This is a genomic window from Segatella maculosa DSM 19339 = JCM 15638, from assembly GCF_000382385.1.
GTDB classification, from domain to species: Bacteria; Bacteroidota; Bacteroidia; order Bacteroidales; family Bacteroidaceae; genus Prevotella; species Prevotella maculosa.
Map to the genome: position 1 here is coordinate 107,982 of NZ_KB908319.1, position 20,481 is coordinate 128,462.

Consider the following 20,481-nt stretch of genomic DNA (forward strand, 5'->3'; position numbering starts at 1 on the left):
GCACAACGAAAAAAGTTAGAAAGTTTTACAATTTTTGGGTGTTGACAACTTTGTCTTTACCATATAGCAGAGGCATTCGAGCTATTCCAGACTGTAAAATCAGCGAGATTATCAGCTTATCTCCATGCTTTTGGTGCGCAATATGGCTCATATTACACGCTAAGATAGCCCATTTTACAATGCAATAGGACCCGGATTGCGATACCGTTCGAGCCATTTTAATCTCAATGACATGAAAAAGGGAAAGCAGCAACGCTACTTTCCCTATGCAAATATACAAAATCTTGCAGGCAAATGCAAATCGGTTGTGAATTAATTTGACAAAGACAACCCTTCCATCTCCCTATTTGCTTGGCATGAGACCCTCGATGTAGTTGCAGAGAATGTTGATGCCTTTGATGTTCTCTCCGCCTTGTGGAATGATCAAATCAGCATAACGCTTCGTGGGTTCAATGAATTGCTCGTGCATCGGCTTTAGAACTTCGAGATAACGCTCTACAACCATCGACACCGTACGGCCTCTGTCGATGGTGTCGCGCTGGATATTGCGAATCAATCGCTCGTCGGGATCGGCGTCAACGAATATCTTTAGGTCCATCAAGTCACGCAGTTTCTTATTCAAAAGCGTCATGATGCCCTCGATAATGATGACAGGTTTGGGTTCCACATGAATGGTTTCGGGCAGCCGGTTGCACTGAATATAACTGTAAGTGGGCTGCTCTATGGCCCTTCCCTCACGCAGTTCGTTGACCTGTTTGTGCAGAAGTTTCCAGTCAAATGCGTCGGGATGGTCGAAATTAATGGCGTGACGCTCTTCCTCGGTCATGTGAGATGTGTCGTTATAATAGGAGTCGAGCGGTACGACGGCAACGTAATGCGGGGGCAAGGCCTCTACGATTTTCCGCACAACCGTGGTCTTTCCGCTCCCAGTTCCACCGGCAATGCCGATGATGGTAATTTTGTTTAAGTCACTATTCATCATGTATTATTTAGCGTTATGGTTAGTTCTCCCCTCCTTTGAAGGGGCCGGGAGAGGCTCCAATCACAGCTCCTCAAACATCTTTCGATAGAATTCGGCCTTCTTTTCCACACTCATTGGATAGGCACGGCTGCTGCTTGGCATGCGATAAAGGCGGAGCATGCGATCTTCAAAGGCGAATTCCGTGTGCTGACCCATTTTTGGAGGCGTGATATCAAAGTGTTTTGTAAACACATCTGTGGCAAGTTGGCCCGCAGCCAACACGCTTTTGCATGCCGGAAGCTGCCGTAATATAGCGTTAATGTCGCTTTGTTCGACGATTTCGAGGTCTTTATCGGAGGCCGTGTTCTTGGTGCGGCGAATGCGAAGTGCCGTGTCAAAAATGGCAACGCCTTCCTCTTTGAGGAACGATTTGAGCGCATCAAGCCTGAAAGTCTTATGTTCTTGATCCACAAAGTGCATCTTATCGCCGAAGAAGATATGTCCGAAAATGCGCCACATATCGTTCTGAAAGTTCGGATAATACCATTCCATGCACCACCGTTTGGGTGCAGGCGGGAACGTACCCAGCATCAATAGGCGGGCATTCTCAGGCAACCAAGGTTCGAAGGGGTGGGTTTCTATCTCGTTGTTTGCTGTTGTTTCCATTGCTTTCCAAGGCGATTCGTTACTCTTGTTTCTTTACCAAATAAACGCAAACGGGCAGATGATCGGAGAAACCGTCAAGCCATACGCCGCCGGCCGTGGTGCGTTTGGGACTTCCTTTATACTGTCCTTCGGTCTGAAAAAGGTAAGGCATGCGTTGAATACGGCTCTTCCAATACCTCAACGTCTTGAAATCGTTGCCGTCTTTCCTGTTCAACAGGTTGGGAGAAAGCAGGATTTGGTCGAAAAGGTTCCATGTTCCGCGATACATCAGCGTTCCCGTTCCCTGCTTCAATATGTTATACCACGGATTATACATGTCATTCGGCCCCACTTTTTCAATGGTTTCCTTAGCCGAGAGGGCTTCATACATGCTCTTGTCTGTGGGGTCATCGTTCATATCTCCCATGATAAAGACTTTGAATTTCGGGTCGATGGCAAGCAAAGAGTCCTTGACGGCCTTGGCTTGAAGGGCTCCCCATTCGCGATAAGACGACCCGTTGAAGCGGCTCGGAAGGTGACAAACGATGAAAGCCACAGGCTCTTTGGCCATCTTTCCGGTGACGGTCAGGAAGCCACGTGTGGCAAATGACGAGTCTTGTTCGGCACTGTTGCGGTAAGGAACGAGCTTTTCACTCTCCAAATCAAACAGCTTTGGGTTGTAAAGCAAGGCGCAATCGATGCCTCGTTTGTCGGGTCCTTCGATGTGACAGAAGCGATAATTGCGGGCTTTCAGCTCGGGTTGGGCCGTCAAAGCCTCAAGAACTGTGCGGTTTTCTACCTCACTCAAGCCGATAACGGCACAGCCCGTGTGGGGCAAAATGTCGGTACCCATGTCGGCAAGAGCACGTGCCATGTTGTGCAATTTATGGCTGTATTTGAGTCCATCCCAGCGATATTGCCCCGCAGGAAGGAAGTCCTGATCGCGCTTTCCTGCGTCGTGACAGGTATCAAATAGGTTCTCCTGATTGTAGAAACCCACTGCATAAACCGAGAACTTTCCCTGCTCTGCAGTTTTAACATGCTGAGCCGAGACCACAATACAAATGAATAGTGCTGCCAATAAGAATAAGTTTTTCTTCATATATATAATAGGTAAGGCAATGCTTTGACCTTGAATGGCCCTCAAAGGGGCTGGGATTGTTCTTTGCAAAAGTAAACAAAATAATTCAAGTTGTATGCTTTTGATGAAAAAAACAACACAAAACAGTCGTCAGTTTAGAATAAATTTCGTTACTTTGCAGGTAGAATTAATGTTTATTAAGTGGTAATCTATGCAAAAACATCTCCAATTAACAGTGATAGCTCTCTGTTGTTCGACGGCCACCATTGCCCAGAATGTGAAGCCACAGCAGCAGGGTAAGTCGCTCGAAGAGAACGCTTTCACCTTCACCGAGGCCCAGTTGGGCGAAGATGATAACATGTCTCAGAACGTGACTATCCTCAATTCGGCCACCAATGCCTATGCAAGTGAGGTGGGATTCCTGTTCTCTCCCGTTCGATTTCGGTATCGGGCACTCAACCAAAAGTATAATGAAATCTACATTAATGGGGCACCTGTGAACGATATAGAGCGTGGACAATTCAGCTATTCGGCTGTCGGTGGCCTCAATCAGATGACACGTAACGTCGATTTCTCGCTTCCGTTCGAGGGCAACAGCTATGGAATGACGGGCATGGCAGGCAGTAACAACTACAATTTCCGCAGTGGAAGCATGGCCACCGGCCATCGTTTCAGCCTTGCAGGTGCCAACCGTAACTATACAGTTCGGGGCATGTACACTTACAATAGCGGCTTCAATGCCAAGGGATGGGCCGTTACCGGCAACCTAACTTACCGTTGGGCAGACCGCGGTTACGTGGAGGGAACGTTCTACAATGCCCTGTCTTATTTCTTTGGTGTGCAGAAACTGCTCGGCAATCACAGCCTTTCTTTCGCCACATGGGGCAACCCTACGGAGCGAGCAACGCAGGGAGCAGCGACCGATGAGAGCTTTTGGATAGCCCAAGATTACCAATATAACCCTTATTGGGGCTATCAAAATGGAAAGAAACGCAACTCTCGTATCGTCACAGACTACGCTCCTTCGGCACTCTTAACATGGGATTGGGACATCGATAATCAGTCAAAATTGACGACAACCTTGCTGGGAAAGTACAGCAATTACAAGAGTACTAAACTCAATTATAACAACACAGACAACCCTCAACCGGACTATTATAAGGTGCTACCCAGCAACTTTTACGACGTATGGGGGGGCATTTCGCGTTTCAAAACGGCCCAAGCTTTGGCCGATTGGAACATGGCTTACGACTGGCTTTCAAGCAGTAAGGCGCATCGACAGGTTGATTGGGACCGCCTGTATGAGGCCAACCGCGGCGCAAACCAGCAGGGTGCAGATGCCATGTACTACGTGCAAGCCCGCCACAACAACAATCTTTACCTGACATTGGCCTCTACCTTGACCAAAAACCTGACGGACAAAAGCACATGGAACCTTGGCTTCACGATTGCGGGCAACAAGGGATTCCATTACCAAACAATGGAGGATATGCTCGGAGCAACGTCGTTTCACAATGTTAACAACTACGCAATAGGCACGTTCTCAAGGTATTCAGATGCCGTGCAGTACGACCTTAACCGCCCGAATGCCCTTGTCGGCAACGGAGATAAGTTCGGTTACGACTACAATATCAATGTTGTTCGTGCCAATGTGTGGAGCAATTATGCCGAAACAAGGGGCATTTTCCACTACAATATCGCTGCAAAGGTGGGCTATGATGCCATGAATAGGGACGGCAAAATGCGTAATGGTCTGTTCATAAACAACTCATATGGCAAGAGTAAAACAGCCAGATTCCTCTCCGGTGGCGGTAAGTTTGCAGGCTCAATTGACGTGGGACACGGCAATGTTTTGTCTTTAGGACTGGGCTATGAGGCCAAAAGTCCCAATGCAAACGTGGCTTTTCAGGCTCCCGAAATGAACAATGATTTCGTGCAAAACCTGAAGAATGAACTTGTTTTCAGCAGCGAATTGAGTTATCAACTCAGCACTCCTTGGCTGCATGCCAACCTGAGTGGCTACTACAATCGGGTGGCCAATGCCACCGAATGGACCTGTTTCTACTTCGATGATATCAACTCTTTCTCCTATAATGCACTCACTAAGCTGAAGAAAGCCTACTATGGTGTGGAGTTAGGTATGAAGTTTAAGCTCACTTCTTACCTTGATTTAAAGGCCTTGGGCACTGTTAGTGAAGCCAAAAACACAAGCAATGCGCACGTTCGTTACCTGAATTCGACACAAGGAAACTATAAAGATGACGAGGCCATCGTAAAGGGAATGCGAGAGAACGGCACCCCTCTTACGGCGGCAAGTATAGGACTTAGCTTCCATCAGCAGGGTTGGTTCATCGATTTGAACGGTAATTATTACGACCGAATTTACTTGAGTTACTCGCCTTACTACCGCTATGCGACCTCTTTAAAGAACATCGGTGCGACCGACAGCAACGGCAATTATATCGTCAGTCCGCAGGATAAGGGTAAAGGAGGCTTTATGCTTGACGCGAGCATCGGTAAGAGTATCCGTCTAAGGAAAGGCGCTTTGGCCATTAATCTCATGGTGACGAACTTGCTGAACAACCAGAAAATCGTCACAGGAGGTTATGAACAGAGCCGCAGCGATTATTCAATTAAGGAAGACGGCACCACAAGTGACCGCACTTATCGCTTCTCTAAGAACCCGAAAAAGTATCATGTGTATGGCATGAACGGCATGTTACAGGTGGCATATAGATTTTAATCCAAAACAAAGAAACAAGATGAAGACTATCAAATACATCATATTGGCGCTGTGCACACTCTTTGTAGGTTGCATGGACGGCGATTGGGATGCACCGAACGGTGGACATTCGCGCGGAAATGCTGCCATTAAGGAGACCCATGTCATCACGATTGCACAGCTGAAAGACAAATATAAAAGTCAACTTTCAACGGCTTATGGCTATGCACAAGTGACCGAAGACCTCCAAATCAAGGCCGTTGTGACCGGGAACGACATCGAAGGCAACCTTTTCAGCCAAATATCACTCGATGACGGCACTGGAGCTATCATCATAGGTATAGGAGAAGGCGGCATTAATGGCTATCTTCCGGTAGGTACAGAGATACTCGTTAGCCTCAAAGACCTCTACATTGGCAACTATGGATACCAGCCACAAATAGGCACGCTCTATGAAAGTGCAAAGGGACAGACGTCAGTAGGCCGCATGGCCCGCATGCGTTGGGACCGTCATTTCACCTATACCGGTCGCGTAAAGACCGTGGCTCCTATGGAATTTGATCAAAACAAGATGACTGATGCCGACTATTTGGCGGCCAACTGCGGCAAGTTGATGATGCTGAAAAACGTATATTTCAGCGATGGAGAGGTGAAAGACTATGCCAACAAGAAGGACGTTGTCAACAACAACTGCTGTGAACGCGCGCTGAAAGGCCTCAACAGCAGCAACATTGTCGTCCGAACGAGCACCTATGCCGACTTTGCTGCCGACAAATTACCGGTGAGTGAGGTGAACATCACGGGCATCTTTACCCGCTATAATAACAAGTGGCAGGTCATCATACGGTCGGCCAAGGACGTAGAATTCGTACAATAATCCATCAAAACCATAATCCAAAAAGAATAACATAATGAAAAAACTGATTTATTCCTTATTCCTTATGGCTGCTGCAGCCATGACATTCACTGCTTGCTCGAACGTTCCCGAACCCTATGAGAACCCGAATGGCGGAAAAGAAACGCCGAAACCGGAAATCAAAGGCGACCCTTCTGGCAAGGGAACTGTTGAAGAACCTTACAATGTTGCAGCTGCCTTGCAACAAATCAAAGCGTTGAAAGCCGATGGAAAGACGCCAGAGATGTACGTAAAAGGTATCATTGTCGAGGTTAAAGATGTTGAACTCAAAACGTATGGCAACGCTTCTTACTACATTGCCGACAGCAAAGACGGCACCGAAAAGCTCTATATTTATCAGAGTCGTTACTTAGGTAAGGAGAAATTCAACGCCAAAGACCAAATCAAAGTGGGCGACGAAGTCGTTGTTTGTGGCCCGTTTGTGAACTTCAGAGGCAATACTCCCGAGACCGAAGGCAAGGGCGCAAGCTACCTTTATTCGCTCAATGGTAAGAAAGCGGGAGGCGAAACGCCCGACAAACCAAAGGCCGAAGGCGACGGAACCGAGGCTTCTCCCTACAATGTTTCGGCCGCACAAGACCAGAAAACGGGTACAACCGGATATGTCAAAGGCTACATTGTCGGCTATATTTATGGAAAGTCTATAAAGACCGGGGCCATATTCAATGCTGATACCTGCACGGTTGAGACCAATCTTCTCGTGGCAGCAAAGAAGGATGAGACAAATCCTTCAAATTGTCTAACCATTCAGCTGCCAAAAGGAAAGGTAAGAGACGGACTGAACCTAAAGGCTCACAAAGGAAACCTCAAGCAGGAAGTCGTTCTTTATGGCGATATTGCAGACTATTTTGGGCAAAAAGGACTGAAGAATCTTTCATATGCGAAGATTGGTAGCACAGAACTCGGCGTAAAACCGGGCACCGTGCCTCCTGCAGTGGCTAAGGGAACGGGCACACTTGCCGACCCTTACAATGCAACTGCAGCGACAGAGGCCGCTAAAAAGTTGGGAACAGGAAAGACTTCCACGGAAGATGTCTATATCAAAGGCAAGATTTCAGAGGTGCAATATGTCTTTTCCAAGAAATACGGAACTGCAGCTTTCAAGATTTCCGACGATGGTCAGGTGCCAAACAGCTTCATTATCTTCGGTACTTATTATTTGGAAAACAAGCCATGGGTCGAAGGTAACGAGCAAATTAAAGTGGGCGACGAGGTCATTATCTGCGGCAAACTGACCAATTATAAGGGAACTTATGAGACAGCTTCAAAGAAAAACTATATTTATTCTTTGAACGGAAAGACCAAATAAGCCTTATAAAAACATCTAAAATAATTTGGCAGGCTGCGAAGTTTTCATTAACTTTGCAGCCTGTTACGCAGATAATGAATTATAAACTATAATATTTAACGAAATGAAAAAAGGTATTCACCCTGAAAACTATCGCCCCGTCGTATTCAAAGATATGTCCAACGGCGATATGTTCCTTACGAAGTCTACGGCTAAAACCAACGATACCGTGGAGTTTGAAGGCGAGACTTACCCCGTGGTTAAGATTGAAATATCAAGTACCTCACACCCGTTCTACACCGGTAAGAGCAAGCTTGTCGATACTGCAGGCCGCGTTGACCGCTTCATGAACCGTTACGGCAAGCTAAAGAAATAAATATATCTTTTTAGAATATATTCTTTTCGGAATGCGTTCAAACGTAGTTGCATATGCGTTTGAGCGCATTTGTGATTTAAAATCCATAGCATTATGAAATACTATTCTGTTTTTTTCGGCCTTGCATTGGCCACTCTTTCTTTCATTTCGTGTGGCGGAAACGACAATGACGGCGAAGACGGCGGCGGAAACAGCGTAGTCGACAACGCCAACTGCAATGTTCCGGTCATCGGACAGTCTATAGAAATCACCCGTTTGGGCTTTCCAAAGGTGAAAGGAGGGGCGAGTGAGGTTGTTGTTCACAGCACTTCTGCCTTCGGAATGACCTATGCTTTGGAGTGGGACCACGAGAAACGATCGTCTCGTTGGTGCTGTTATGAAATCAAAGACGGCAATCATCAGAAAGCTTGGGAGCGCAGGGAGTGGAAGAAAACAGACTGGCATGGCGACCCATTTCAACACGATCCGAAGATACCTGCTAAGGAACAGCCTCCCGTAAATGGCGAGTTCAGCGGTAGTTACTTCCCTGATCATTCCGGGAAATGGTTCGACCGAGGACACATTGTGGCCTCCGAAGACCGCGTATATTCAAAGGATGCCAACGAACAAACGTTCTATATGACGAACATGCAACCCCAAGTTCACGCGTTCAATGCGGGCATTTGGCTGAAAATGGAGGCGTGTGTGCGCGATCATTTCAGCAAGGGCAGCACCGTTTATGTGTGCAAAGGCGGCACAATCGACGACGAAAAGCAAATCCTTATGCGCACAAAGAGCAACTTCATCGTGCCCCGTTACTTCTTCATGGCAGTGATGTTGAAGAATAACGACGGCTATCATGCTTTCGGATTTTGGGTGGAACACCGCAATGAAAAACGCAGTAAATATATCCTTTCCAACTATGTTGTCAACATTGATGAACTGGAACAGAAGACTGGCATCGACTTCTTTTGCAACCTTCCCGATGACGTTGAGAACCAAATAGAGGGCGAAAGCGTACAATCTGTCAAATCTTACTTCCGTTCATGGGGCATCAATCAGACTGCCTCCACCGTTAATTAGGCTGTTTCTGCCGTTTTAGTATCGCCCTTTTGACAAAATTGAAAGCGAGGACCAACGGCATAGAAAACAGCTTCGTTGAAACCGCTTTGTAATCTCAGCCATTTTACCGCGCAATATGGCTGAGATTACCGCACAATATAGCTAAGATTGCGCGGTAAAATGGCTGAGATTAAAACGTAAGGTGTAAGTGGTTGATTATCAATTTGAATACATGTAGGGACGCACGGCCCGTACGTCCATTCACATTTTAGTTGACAATGGACAAGTAAATAGGTAGACAAGTTGATTGTTACGCGGCATGTAGGGACGCACGGCCCGTGCGTCCGCCCACATTTCAGTCGAAAGTGAACGAATAAACGGGCAAACAAGTTGATTGTTGATACCATTTTTGTGTGTTTGGACCTCCCTTTCTGGAGCGCTACGTTCGGTATTTTGCTTTTGGATGAGGCCGAAAAAGAGACTCTACTACGTCTCAATTTATTTTTTTAACCTTAAATCTAATGCTATGAAATACAGTGTAAAGTTATTCAAGATTTCAATACTTGTCAAGAGATTGCGCCCATGAAAAATAACTAAATAATGTTTTAATTATTATAATATAGGCTGGTATGCATGCCAACGAGAACTGGTTAAGCCAACATTCAACGCTAAAGATACTTAAAAACTTGCTTTATTCAAAATTAATGGCTATCTTTGCAGCAGATAAAACATAGAGAGTAGGGCAAGGATATGAATTCCGACAGGGTTAAGGTGTCGGGATTCTTATTTTTTTTGATACTCTTGCAGCATTCAATATTAACAAGAAAAACGAATAACATTATGGCTTACATGTCACAAGAAGGCTACGACAAGCTCGTAGCAGAGTTGCAACGACTCGAGTCTGTGGAGCGTCCAAAGGCGTCAGCTGCTATTGCTGAGGCCCGTGACAAGGGCGATTTGAGTGAGAACTCGGAGTATGATGCCGCCAAAGAAGCGCAGGCTCATCTTGAAGATAAAATCAACAAGATGAAGGTTTCCATTGCCGAGGCGAAGATAGTTGACCTGTCTCGCCTCAGTACCGACGCTGTTCAGATCATGTCGAAGGTTGAAATGACCAACATGAGTACCAAAGCTAAGATGGTATATACCATTGTCAGCGAGAACGAAGCCAATCTGAAACAAGGCAAAATCAGCATCAAAACGCCGATTGCACAGGGATTGTTGAACCATAAGGAAGGCGATATTGTCGAGGTGGAGATACCACGTGGCATCATCAAACTGCGCATTGACAAAATCAGTATCGAGGCTTAATCACGTCAAATCCTTAATATCAGAGATATGAGTACACTGTTTTCAAAGATTGCCGCAGGCGAAATCCCAAGCTATAAATGCGCCGAAAGCGACAAGTTCTATGCGTTTCTCGACATCGATCCTGTGACAAAGGGTCACACGTTGGTCGTTCCTCGCAAGGAAGTAGACTATATCTTCGACATGGAAGACGCCGATTTGGCCGAGTTCGAAGTGTTTGCCAAGCGCGTAGCCCGGGCCATTAAGGCGGCCTTTCCCTGCAAGAAAGTGGCACAAGTTGTGCTGGGTCTCGAGGTAAACCATGCGCATATCCATCTGCTTCCGATGAACAGTGAGGCCGATGTTGACTTCAAACACCATGTGAAACTCACCGAAGAAGAGTTCAAAGAGACTGCGGAGAAGATAAGGAAGGAGTTCAAATAATACCCACCCTGACCCTCCCAAAGGGAGGGAGTGCATGCTTGCGGCGAGCTTTCTCGATTTTATTTTGCAAAAGAGAAAGAGATAAAGGGTAAATATCAGCTTGAATTGTGAAATTAAAAACGGTGCTTTGCAATGCAAGGCACCGTTTTTAGGTTTCTATATACCATTTATTATTATTTTCCATCAGGGCTTTCGCTATTCCAAACTCCCTCCCTTTGGGAGGGCCGGGGTGGGTAGTAGTTTCTCCATCAGCCTCGGTATCGCGTAATTTTCAATCTCTTCTTCTTTAATCCAGATGAAATCGGGAGGCAAAGACGGGCGGCTTGGCCGTTCAATCAGATAGAAATCGGCAAGAAGGATACGGTGAGTAAGCACATGTTTCATATCTTTTTGCAGCAAAAGGGCAGTTGCCTTCAAGTCGGAAGAAAGATGTTCGGCCTCGGGAACCGTCCATAATCCCTGCCAGATGTCACCGCTCCCGCGCTTGTGAATGGCAATCCTTCCGTTACACCTTATATAATATAAGGACAGACGACGCGTCACCACCTTCACCGTTTTCAGCTTCACGGGTAGCCGATCTACGCTGTCTTCGCGTCTTGCCACGCACGTTTCTTCTAACGGACACAGCTCGCACGCCGGACTTTTCGGCACACATTGCGTTGCTCCGAAGTCCATCATGGCTTGGTTATAGTCGGCCGCTTCATGCTCAGGCAAGTGGGCCTCGGCCAATGAAGCAAAGAGTTTACGCCCCTCGGTGGTGTTAATGGGCGTGTCAATGCCGAAATATCGTGCCAACACCCGATAGAAATTGCCGTCGACAGCGGCCGCAGGAATACCGAAAGCGAAGCTACCTATGGCTGCAGCCGTGTAGTCTCCGACTCCTTTCAACTGCCTGATGGCATCTAAAGTATCGGGAAAACGACCCAAAGCTACGATTTGTTGCGCCGCCGTATGCAGGTTCCGAGCCCGCGAATAGTAGCCCAATCCCTGCCACATACGCATCACTTCGTCCTCGGTTGCGGCCGCAAGGTCGTCCACGCACGGCCATTTCTGCATGAAACGCAGCCAATATTCCATGCCTTGGGCAATGCGCGTTTGTTGCAGAATGATTTCACTGAGCCAAATGGCATAGGGGTCTTGCGTGTGTCGCCACGGCAAATCGCGTCCGTTCATGCGAAACCATGCCAGCAAAGTCTGTGCGAAAAGCGAGTTGTTTTGCTTCATATTCGTGCAAAGTTACGATTTTTCTCAGATAAAATCCTTACCTTTGTAGGAGAACCTGCTGGTTTAGAACAAGGAATTCCATTCATTCAATTGCGAAACGCATGCAAACCAATGTCGAATTAGAGCAAGCTTGGGAGTTTGTTGAACACACGGGAACGAGCATTTTCCTTACGGGAAAGGCCGGAACAGGCAAGACCACGTTCCTCAAAAGCGTTGTGGAAAAGAGCCAAAAGCGGCTTGTTGTCGTTGCACCCACGGGTGTTGCGGCCATCAATGCGCGTGGTGTGACCATTCATTCTTTCTTTCAGTTGCCCTTTTCTCCTTACATTCCAAATACCATTGTCAAGAGAGAATACGGCGTATCCAAGGAGAAACGGAATATCATCAAGACGCTCGACCTGCTCATCATCGATGAAATCAGTATGGTACGCAGCGACCTTTTGGATGCAATCGACTCGGTATTGCGTCGCTTCAAGAGCCCGACAAAGCCCTTTGGTGGCGTACAATTGCTCATGATAGGCGACCTTCAGCAACTCACTCCCGTCGTAACTGACGAGGATGCACACATGCTGAAGCCTCACTATTCCACCCCTTATTTCTTCGGAAGTCATGCACTTGCGCAGATACCTTACGTGACAATAGCTCTCAAACACGTGTATCGGCAGCAAGACGATGCCTTTCTTAACATCTTGAACCACGTGCGCGAAGGCCATCCGACGGCTGAAGACATGCAGCGATTGAACGCACGTTACGACCCAAACCTCCGCCCTGAAGAAGATTACATCCGGTTGACCACGCATAACGCCATGGCCGACAACTACAACGACAGCCAATTAGCCCAATTAGCAACGCCATCATATAACTTCAAAGCCGAAATCCGAGGCACATTTCCCGAGTACAGCTATCCCACGAGCGAGACATTGACGCTCAAAGCAGGCGCACAAGTGATGTTTGTCAAGAACGACAGCTCGCCGCTCCGACAGTATTACAACGGCAGAATCGGTCGGGTGAAGCGCATAGACAAGGAACAAATCACCGTCCATTGTCCCGGAGATAACTTCGATATCACCGTGACACCGCAGGAATGGGAGAACACGCGCTACGTCATCAACAAGGAAACCAAAGAAATCGAGCCCGAGGTTCAGGGCATGTTCAGGCAATATCCGCTGCGCTTAGCATGGGCCATCACCATCCATAAGAGCCAAGGCTTAACTTTTGAACACGCCATCATCGACGCCGAAATGTCGTTTGCTCCGGGGCAGGTTTACGTGGCACTGAGTCGTTGTAAGACGCTCGAAGGCCTCGTACTTGCGTCACGCATCGACGACAAGGCCATCATCAACGACCGACGAGTGGCCGACTACATCGCGCGACAAGAAAACGAAGCCGAACGAAGCATCAGCATGCTGGAGCACTACAAACAAGCGTATCATAAGCAGCAACTCATGGAGCTCTTCACGTTCAACGACGTGCTAAGGGCACAAGAGAGCCTTTGCCGCGCGGCCGTCGAGTGGCTGCACCCCTACCCCAAGCTGACTGCGCTTCACAAAGCCACGCAGAAGGCCCTCTGCGAGCAGGTGGACCGCGTAGCCATGAAATGGCTCACAATCATCAATCAAACTGACGAAAATCTACTGACGAACGACGCATTCCTCGAGAGGGTGAAGCGCAGCGCCGGTTATTTCAACGCCACGCTCAACAATCACCTGCGCCCGCTGATCGACCGGACGCGCGAAGCCAAAATTGCGAACAAAAACGGGGCCGAACGATTGCAAACCACCTTCGACGACCTCCGCGTGGCCTACCTCACCAAGCACTACCTGCTCGACGCGGTCTTCAAGCGCGGGTTCGAGGTCGGCCACTACCTGAAACTGCGGCAAATCGCCTTCCTCGACGCCCTCGATGAAGTGTTTCCGCAAATCAACATCGCGCGACGGAGGCACAAGGAATCCACGCCCCCAAAAACCAAGTGCGAAGACACGAAACTGGTGTCGCGCCGCATGTTCGACGAAGGGAAAACCGCCGGAGACATCGCCGTGGCCCGCAATCTCACCATCTCGACCATCGAAAGCCATCTGGCCCATTTCGTCGGAAAAGGCGAGCTGGAAGCCATCGACGTCATCGGAAAAATGCGCTACGAAACCATCACCGACGCCCTGAACTGCCTCGAAAACACAACCGACATGAAGAACATCAAGGAAAAATGCCCCGATTTTATAACTTATGGCGACATCAAAGTCGTGCTCGCCGAGAAAGGCAACTCTCCCGCCGCATCTTGAAACAATTCTAAAAAAAATATGAAAAAAATCTTTATATTCATCTGTTGCATTGCAGCGATGTTTGCGTCTACCGCCTGCCGCTATGCGCACGAGGACAAACCCGGCGACACCGTTGCGGCCATCAACTTCGACCCCTCTTTGGCTCCGAAACCCAAGCAGCCCACAGCGCCAGACACTTCGAAAACACAGCCGACAACCGACAGCACCGACATCTTCATCATCGGCGACGGTAGCACGAGGCGCACACTGCAGCTTCTGTCCTATCCGAGCAAACGCGACACGGCCATCTTCCGCAAGGCCCAACACATCAGAGTCAGCGGAAGCGCAGACTACGGGCGCGTCGTTCGCGTGACGTTTTTTTTCCTACCGTCGGGTGATTCCCTCGTGAATACGGTCACGGAAGTCAGAAATTAACTCAGTTCGGCGCGCAAAGCACGGTGCAAACGCGGTCTTGAAAAGCACGCCCATTTCGCCCGTGCATGACGCCCTGATTGATGATAGCGAAGCAAAGCGCGTGCCCATTCGCCGCACGACAATATCCCGCGAGGCTCGTAATTCCCGTTAGCGTCCCGGTCTTTGCCGTCACGTTGCCATTCGTGAAGCTTCCACGCATGCGCTTCTTCAGCGTCCCGTCTACACCGGCAATCGGAAGCGCAGGCAACAAATGGTTCCGGATATTTTTATTCCTATACGCATAGCGCAACAATCTCACCTCCAATTCCGCGCTCAAATAATTGTAGAGCGACAGCCCCGAGCCATCAGCGAACTTATATTTTGATGGGTCGAGACCTATTTTCTCAACAAGTCCTCTTATCACCGTGCGCGCATTCCTCGCCGTTGCCGGTCGGCTCCCCGTGCTCGCGGCAATCTGATAGAACATCGCCTCCGCATAAAGATTATCACTCTCCTTAAGCATACGCATCAAAATTTGGTCGATAGTATGAAAGCGCGCCACGATACAGTAAGAATCGGTCGGCTTTTTTTTGTCGTCAATAGAAGCGTCCACAAAAATACCGTGCTCGACCAAGGCATTCAGAAAGCGCCCCATAAAAATATCCTTGCCGCCGATGAGCAACGGCGTCAAAACTTTGTTCTTGTCGTCCCAGCACCACCCCTCGCCATACGCTTTCTCATCTTTCATGCTGCGGTCTGCATATAAATGACCCTCTATCGTATCTACGCCCATCTTTCGAATACCCTCGACAAAAGCTTTCAGGTCATCGCTATTGAAACGCGGGTCAAACCCACCGACGCAATAAATGTCGCCTGTCAGTTTCCTATTTTCTATTTCTCCGGTATAGCATAGTTCCGTCTTGAATTGATAATCACCACCGAGTTTATCAATCGCCGTAATAGCCGTAATAAGTTTCATCGTACTTGCCGGGCGCATCAGTTGCCGCTCATTATAAGCAAACAGCGTACTGTCTGCATCGAGGTCATACACCATTAATCCCACTTGCGAGGTCTCGAACATATCACTTTTGAGTAAGTTTCTCAACCGATATTGCATATTTTCTGGCCAAGGAAGCGAAATACTGTCGTTAAACAGTGTATCAACCATAGCCGAATCCGAAACGCTTTCGTTGTCGCCATCATCAATAACTTCATTTTCTACTTGCGCAAATGTCGGCAATGAAAATAATGCCATCAGCAGAAATAACCATCTGATTTTCCCCATTCCCATATAACTTACATCTATTTGCTTACAAAAATAATAAAAAAATACCAAATCCTTTCATATTATATCACTTTTTTTACTCCTTTTTTTAAATTTTCTCTATAATTTTCTTGCGTTTCCAAGAAAAAAAGGTATATTTGCAAAAAATAAAGGAGGTTTTATGTATATATTAATTAGAAATCAAAAATCCTCGGACGATGATGCTTCCAACCCCTTGGAAAATAAAAAATCCTCGGACGATGACATTTCCAACCCCTTGGAAAATAAAAAATCCTCGGACGATGGCATTTCCAACCCCTTGGAAAGCAAAAAATCCTCGGACGATGACATTTCCAACCCCTTGGAAAGCAAAAATCCTCGGACGATGACATTTCCAACCCCTTGGAAAGTAAAAAATCCTTGGACGATGACATTTCCAACCCCTTGGAAAGCAAAAATCCTCAGACGATGACATTTCCAACCCCTTGGAAAGTAAAAAATCTTCGGACGATGATAATTACAATCCATTGGAAAATAAAAACACATTATTTTAATATAATATATTGAATTAAGAAAATATTAATCTATTAATCTTTAATCATATGAAAATTAATCCTATTCAAAAAAGTCAGCTTCAACATATGGAGCATTATCAACTTGTTAATCACATATTAACAATTTGTAAAGAAGCAAAAATCGAAAAGCTTGATACTGTTCTTGCAACTCTTCAAAAAGCATTTGAAAAAGAAGATTTATCATTGAACTTACCACGTAAAGAAGAGGGGACTAAAGAACTCCGAGAACTTGATAAAGAACGTAGTAATGCTTATCGTGCGTTAACATTCGCTGTGAAACTGAACCAAAATTCAGAAGTAAAAACGAATAGAGATGCAGCAGAAAAATTATCGGAAGTAATATCGCGCTATCCGAAGTTATTAAAAGCTAACTATGATAAAAAAAGCGGAATGATTAAGAATCTCGTTACCGATTTTTCTGAAACTGCAATATTTGAGCATGTAAAACTTCTCAAAATAAAACCATATATCGACCGACTTAGTAATGCCAATAAGGCGTTTGATGAACTTTATTGTTCGCGACTAAAATCGTCTATCCCGACGGGAGCATTCGATGTAAAAGCACTACGCGCTGAAACCGACGCTGCGCTCAACGACGTTTTGCGCCGAATAGACTCGCTCGATGACCTTGAACCCGAAACGCCTAATCTCGCAGAACTCATTAAACACTATAATGCACTTGTCGAGAAGAAACATTTTACACTTTCTCATCGTGCAGGCACGTCGCAGACGGCTCGCAAGAAACGTATGGCCGGCTACGCTGCGCTACTGCAGCCCGGTTTTGCACAACTTGAAGAATCACTCGGCTTGCCATCAAAAACCTTATCGTTTACGGGCAAGACAAAAGGTACCGGCGCGAAACGCAACTATCAGCTCGCCATAAAAGGTCAGACAGGCCTCGATGGCAAACCACGCACAGTTTGGGTCATTGTAGACAAAAACGGAAAACTTTCAGAAGTAAAATAAAGTGTTATCCCTAATTTCAGATAAACGTTAAATAAATAAATGATAAAATTATGACAACAAAAACTTTCAGTGTTAACGGAATGAAGTGTGGGCATTGCAAAGCCAATGTCGAACAGGCCATTTTGGCATTAGACGGCGTGTCGCGTGCAGAGGCTAACCTCGAAGCAAAGAGCGTGACGGTAGAATTTGACGAAAATCGTCAGAAAACGACTGATATCAAGCAAGCCGTTGAAAACTCCGGTCGATATGAGCTTATTATCTAAATATTTCCGAGATGAAAAAAACAGTTCCTATCGTTGGTATGGCGTGCGCGGCATGTGCAGCCAACGTCGAAAAGCGACTTAAGGGTTTAAAAGGCATACAATCAGTAGCCGTATCGTTGCCGGGTCGTTCGGCGCAGATTGATTATGACCCAGCCGTGATTTCCCTCGAGAAAATGAAGCAAGAGGTCAACAACGCCGGCTACGACCTCGTCATAGAGAGCGGAAGAAGCGCCGACGAGATTTCGCGACGAGAATTCATACTTTTGCGTCGAAAAACGATTCTTTCGTGGTTGTCCTCGGCTTTGATAATGGCAATCTCAATGCGATGGCTCATCGTCGGCAGCCGCGACATGGGCAATCAGGTGTCGTTGCTGCTGTCGCTCTTCACGCTTCTTTACTGTGGACGAGTGTTCTATCAGACAGCCTTCCGGCAGCTAATTCATCGTATGGCGAGCATGGATACGCTGGTGGCGCTGTCCACGGGCATCAGTTTTCTGTTCAGCGTCTTCAATACATTTTGGGGCGACAGCGTGTGGGGCAGTCGCGGCATCGAATGGCACACGTATTACGATGCCAGTGTGATGATCATCACATTTGTGCTGACCGGCCGACTGTTGGAAGATAAGGCGAAAGATGCGACGGCAGCCTCTATTCGTCAGCTGATGGGTCTTCAACCCAAAACGGCGCGCATCCTACAGGACGGGGCGATTGTCGAAGTGCCTATTTCAACGATAGAACGTGGCGACGTATTAGAAGTTCGAGCCGGCGATAAAATTCCGGTTGACGGCGAGGTCGTAGCGGCCGAAAGTTTTATGAAAGCCGATGCGGCCTACGTAGACGAGAGCATGATTACGGGCGAACCGACGCCTGCGGAGAAAAAAATAGGCGACGACGTGCTGGCCGGAACCATTCCCAGCCAAGGAAAGCTGCGCATGCGGGCGCGACAGATCGGCGAGGACACGGCGCTTGCCCATATTATTCAGATGGTGCAAGAGGCCCAAGGGAGTAAGGCCCCGGTGCAGAGAATTGTCGATCAGGCTGCTTTGATTTTTGTGCCGATTGTCGCATTGATTTCGCTCGCTACATTTCTTTTGTGGTGGATAATCGGTGGGAATACCGCTTTGCCTCAGGCTATTCTGTCGGCCGTCGCAGTGCTTGTGATTGCCTGTCCTTGCGCAATGGGGCTCGCCACCCCCACGGCGCTGATGGTCGGAATTGGTAAAGCCGCGCAGGAAAAAGTGCTCATTAAGGACGCAACCGCCTTGGAACGGTTGCGCAAAGTCGATGCCATGGTAATCGACAAGACCGGAACGTTGACCATTCCCAATCAGGACATCGATTTCACAAAAGCCGATGACTTACCACTTGAAGCGCGCGAATCGCTCAAGCCGAACGCTGCCGAAGCAATGCAATCCTTGCAAAATTCCGGCGTAGAAGTCTACATGATGAGTGGCGATAAGGAAGAAGCTGCCCGTTATTGGGCCCAGAAAGCGGGTATCGAACATTATAAGAGTAAGGTGCTTCCGCAGGACAAAGAGGACCTTGTTCGCACGCTTCAGCAACGCGGAAAGACTGTGGCGATGGTCGGAGATGGCATCAATGACACGCAAGCCTTGGCTTTGGCAGATGTCAGTATCGCGATAGGAAGGGGTACAGATGTGGCCATGGACGTGGCCCAAGTGACTTTAATGAGCGACGATTTAAGGTGCATTCCCAAGGCAATCCGGCTGAGTCAGCGCACCGTAAAGATGATTGGTCAGAACCTATTTTGGGCTTTTATATACAACATTGTCTGCATTCCTTTGGCCGCAGGTGCGCTGCATCTCTTCGCAATAAACTTTCAAATCACGCCCATGTGGGCCGGAATGCTCATGGCATTCTCAAGCGTCAGCGTCGTTTTGAACAGTCTTCGGCTACGGTATGTGGCCTAATTTTTGGGCACGGGATAGTTGTATTGGTCGAAATAACGCAAGCCCTGACGGCGGTACCATGCGCTTTCTACGTTGATTTGCAGGCTGAACGACGGGCTTACCGTGTACTTCACAGCCGCTCCGATGACGTCGGCACCGGGCATACCGATGCCGGATGCCATCGGATAATACATGCCGTAAAGACCCGGACTGCCATATCCGAAAAGCCCATAGCGGTTATAATAGTTGCCATAATTATTGACAACGCTCTTTTGTCCGTACACCCAAGCCTCCCAACGGTCGTTAAACCGGTAGCCAAGGGCAGCGTAAATGGCACCGTCACGATAGGAATCACTGCCCCAATTGATGTTCTGCACGTAGCCACCGGCTGCTAACCAAAGCCGCTTATCCTTTGATATCGGGGCCAAATACGTGGCGTTGATGCGCTGACCGAAGCCACCATGATGCGGCAAATCGTGGCCGAAAGTGGCAAAGGCCGACAAATCCACCGACACGTTCAGGCCACGATGGAGTCCCCAACCATAGTCATATAAATAAGGCGTAAGCACGGTTGGCACGGCAACTTCCCTGTCCGGGTCTGCATAATCAATGCGCCGGGACTCACCGCTATAGACATAACTCGTCATATCGGTGCAAATCGTGTCGCCGGGAAGCAACCATCCCTTGCGCGGAGCATCGAAACTGTGGAGCGGTCCCTCGTGTATTCGCGTCTGTGCCTGCGCAAAAAGCGTGCAAATCAGCGCGATAATGATTGTCTTTGTCCTTTTCATTGCGACAAAGATACGAAAGGAAAGCATAACGTTTGCAGCCGGTTAGTGTTTTTTA

19 protein-coding genes are annotated in these 20,481 nt (G+C 47.7%); 13 read left to right on the forward strand and 6 right to left on the reverse strand.

Annotated elements, in window-relative coordinates:
• Positions 1-343 precede the first annotated feature (343 nt).
• Genes udk through H164_RS0100435 form a run of 3 tightly spaced genes read right to left on the reverse strand, consistent with a single transcriptional unit; the run spans position 344 to position 2,708 of the window.
• A complete protein-coding gene (gene udk, locus H164_RS0100425) occupies positions 344-982 on the reverse strand; it encodes a uridine kinase (protein WP_019966801.1) in 639 nt (212 codons plus the stop codon).
• Between the two features lie 60 nt (positions 983-1,042).
• Positions 1,043-1,627, reverse strand: a complete 585-nt coding sequence (locus tag H164_RS0100430) for a uracil-DNA glycosylase family protein (protein WP_019966802.1) — start codon at positions 1,625-1,627, stop codon at positions 1,043-1,045.
• A gap of 19 nt (positions 1,628-1,646) precedes the next feature.
• The gene (locus H164_RS0100435) at positions 1,647-2,708 is read right to left on the reverse strand and encodes an endonuclease/exonuclease/phosphatase family protein (RefSeq protein WP_025830323.1); all 1,062 of its coding nucleotides are present in this window, start codon (positions 2,706-2,708) and stop codon (positions 1,647-1,649) included.
• A 190-nt stretch (positions 2,709-2,898) separates the two neighbouring features.
• Between H164_RS0100435 and H164_RS0100445 the strand changes: the two genes are divergently transcribed.
• From H164_RS0100445 to H164_RS0100475, 7 genes are all read left to right on the forward strand, one after another.
• Positions 2,899-5,430 carry a TonB-dependent receptor gene (locus tag H164_RS0100445; RefSeq protein ID WP_019966805.1) on the forward strand — a complete coding sequence of 844 codons (2,532 nt, stop codon included), beginning with the start codon at positions 2,899-2,901 and terminating at the stop codon, positions 5,428-5,430.
• Between the two features lie 19 nt (positions 5,431-5,449).
• Positions 5,450-6,286 (forward strand): DUF5689 domain-containing protein, encoded by an 837-nt coding sequence (locus H164_RS0100450; protein ID WP_025830322.1) that lies wholly within the window; start codon positions 5,450-5,452, stop codon positions 6,284-6,286.
• 34 nt (positions 6,287-6,320) lie between these two features.
• A complete protein-coding gene (locus H164_RS0100455; protein ID WP_026356183.1) occupies positions 6,321-7,634 on the forward strand; it encodes a DUF6359 domain-containing protein in 1,314 nt (437 codons plus the stop codon).
• 103 nt (positions 7,635-7,737) lie between these two features.
• Entirely contained in the window at positions 7,738-7,989 is a 252-nt protein-coding gene (locus tag H164_RS0100460; RefSeq protein ID WP_004374378.1) for a type B 50S ribosomal protein L31, read from the forward strand.
• A 93-nt stretch (positions 7,990-8,082) separates the two neighbouring features.
• Complete coding sequence (locus H164_RS0100465) at positions 8,083-9,051, forward strand: DNA/RNA non-specific endonuclease (protein ID WP_019966808.1); 969 nt, start codon at positions 8,083-8,085, stop codon at positions 9,049-9,051.
• 819 nt (positions 9,052-9,870) lie between these two features.
• Positions 9,871-10,341: a transcription elongation factor GreA gene (gene greA / locus H164_RS0100470; protein ID WP_025830321.1), complete on the forward strand. Its 471-nt coding sequence runs from the start codon at positions 9,871-9,873 to the stop codon at positions 10,339-10,341.
• 27 nt (positions 10,342-10,368) lie between these two features.
• The gene (locus H164_RS0100475; protein WP_019966810.1) at positions 10,369-10,761 is read left to right on the forward strand and encodes an HIT family protein; all 393 of its coding nucleotides are present in this window, start codon (positions 10,369-10,371) and stop codon (positions 10,759-10,761) included.
• A 195-nt stretch (positions 10,762-10,956) separates the two neighbouring features.
• Here the strand turns inward: H164_RS0100475 and mutY are convergent, their stop codons facing one another.
• Positions 10,957-11,985, reverse strand: a complete 1,029-nt coding sequence (mutY, locus tag H164_RS0100480) for an A/G-specific adenine glycosylase (protein WP_019966811.1) — start codon at positions 11,983-11,985, stop codon at positions 10,957-10,959.
• A gap of 101 nt (positions 11,986-12,086) precedes the next feature.
• Here mutY and H164_RS0100485 point away from each other — a divergent pair, with 101 nt between their 5' ends.
• A complete protein-coding gene (locus tag H164_RS0100485; protein ID WP_019966812.1) occupies positions 12,087-14,264 on the forward strand; it encodes a helix-turn-helix domain-containing protein in 2,178 nt (725 codons plus the stop codon).
• An 18-nt stretch (positions 14,265-14,282) separates the two neighbouring features.
• Positions 14,283-14,678, forward strand: coding sequence for a hypothetical protein (locus H164_RS0100490; RefSeq protein ID WP_025830320.1), 396 nt, complete (start codon positions 14,283-14,285; stop codon positions 14,676-14,678).
• A 1-nt stretch (position 14,679) separates the two neighbouring features.
• Here the strand turns inward: H164_RS0100490 and dacB are convergent, their stop codons facing one another.
• Positions 14,680-15,942 carry a D-alanyl-D-alanine carboxypeptidase/D-alanyl-D-alanine endopeptidase gene (dacB, locus tag H164_RS0100495; RefSeq protein ID WP_026356184.1) on the reverse strand — a complete coding sequence of 421 codons (1,263 nt, stop codon included), beginning with the start codon at positions 15,940-15,942 and terminating at the stop codon, positions 14,680-14,682.
• 160 nt (positions 15,943-16,102) lie between these two features.
• Here dacB and H164_RS14995 point away from each other — a divergent pair, with 160 nt between their 5' ends.
• The 4 genes from H164_RS14995 to H164_RS0100515 all read left to right on the forward strand — a co-directional run bounded on the left by H164_RS14995 (position 16,103) and on the right by H164_RS0100515 (position 19,656).
• Positions 16,103-16,393, forward strand: a complete 291-nt coding sequence (locus H164_RS14995; protein WP_019966815.1) for a hypothetical protein — start codon at positions 16,103-16,105, stop codon at positions 16,391-16,393.
• A gap of 130 nt (positions 16,394-16,523) precedes the next feature.
• A complete protein-coding gene (locus H164_RS0100505) occupies positions 16,524-17,462 on the forward strand; it encodes a DUF6261 family protein (RefSeq protein ID WP_019966816.1) in 939 nt (312 codons plus the stop codon).
• A gap of 50 nt (positions 17,463-17,512) precedes the next feature.
• Positions 17,513-17,725, forward strand: coding sequence for a heavy-metal-associated domain-containing protein (locus tag H164_RS0100510; protein WP_008565285.1), 213 nt, complete (start codon positions 17,513-17,515; stop codon positions 17,723-17,725).
• Between the two features lie 11 nt (positions 17,726-17,736).
• On the forward strand, positions 17,737-19,656 hold the full coding sequence (locus tag H164_RS0100515; protein WP_019966817.1) for a heavy metal translocating P-type ATPase: 1,920 nt from the start codon (positions 17,737-17,739) through the stop codon (positions 19,654-19,656).
• Here the strand turns inward: H164_RS0100515 and H164_RS0100520 are convergent.
• Positions 19,653-20,426, reverse strand: coding sequence for a hypothetical protein (locus H164_RS0100520; protein WP_019966818.1), 774 nt, complete (start codon positions 20,424-20,426; stop codon positions 19,653-19,655). The genes H164_RS0100515 and H164_RS0100520 overlap by 4 nt on opposite strands.
• Between the last annotated feature and the right edge of the window lie 55 nt (positions 20,427-20,481).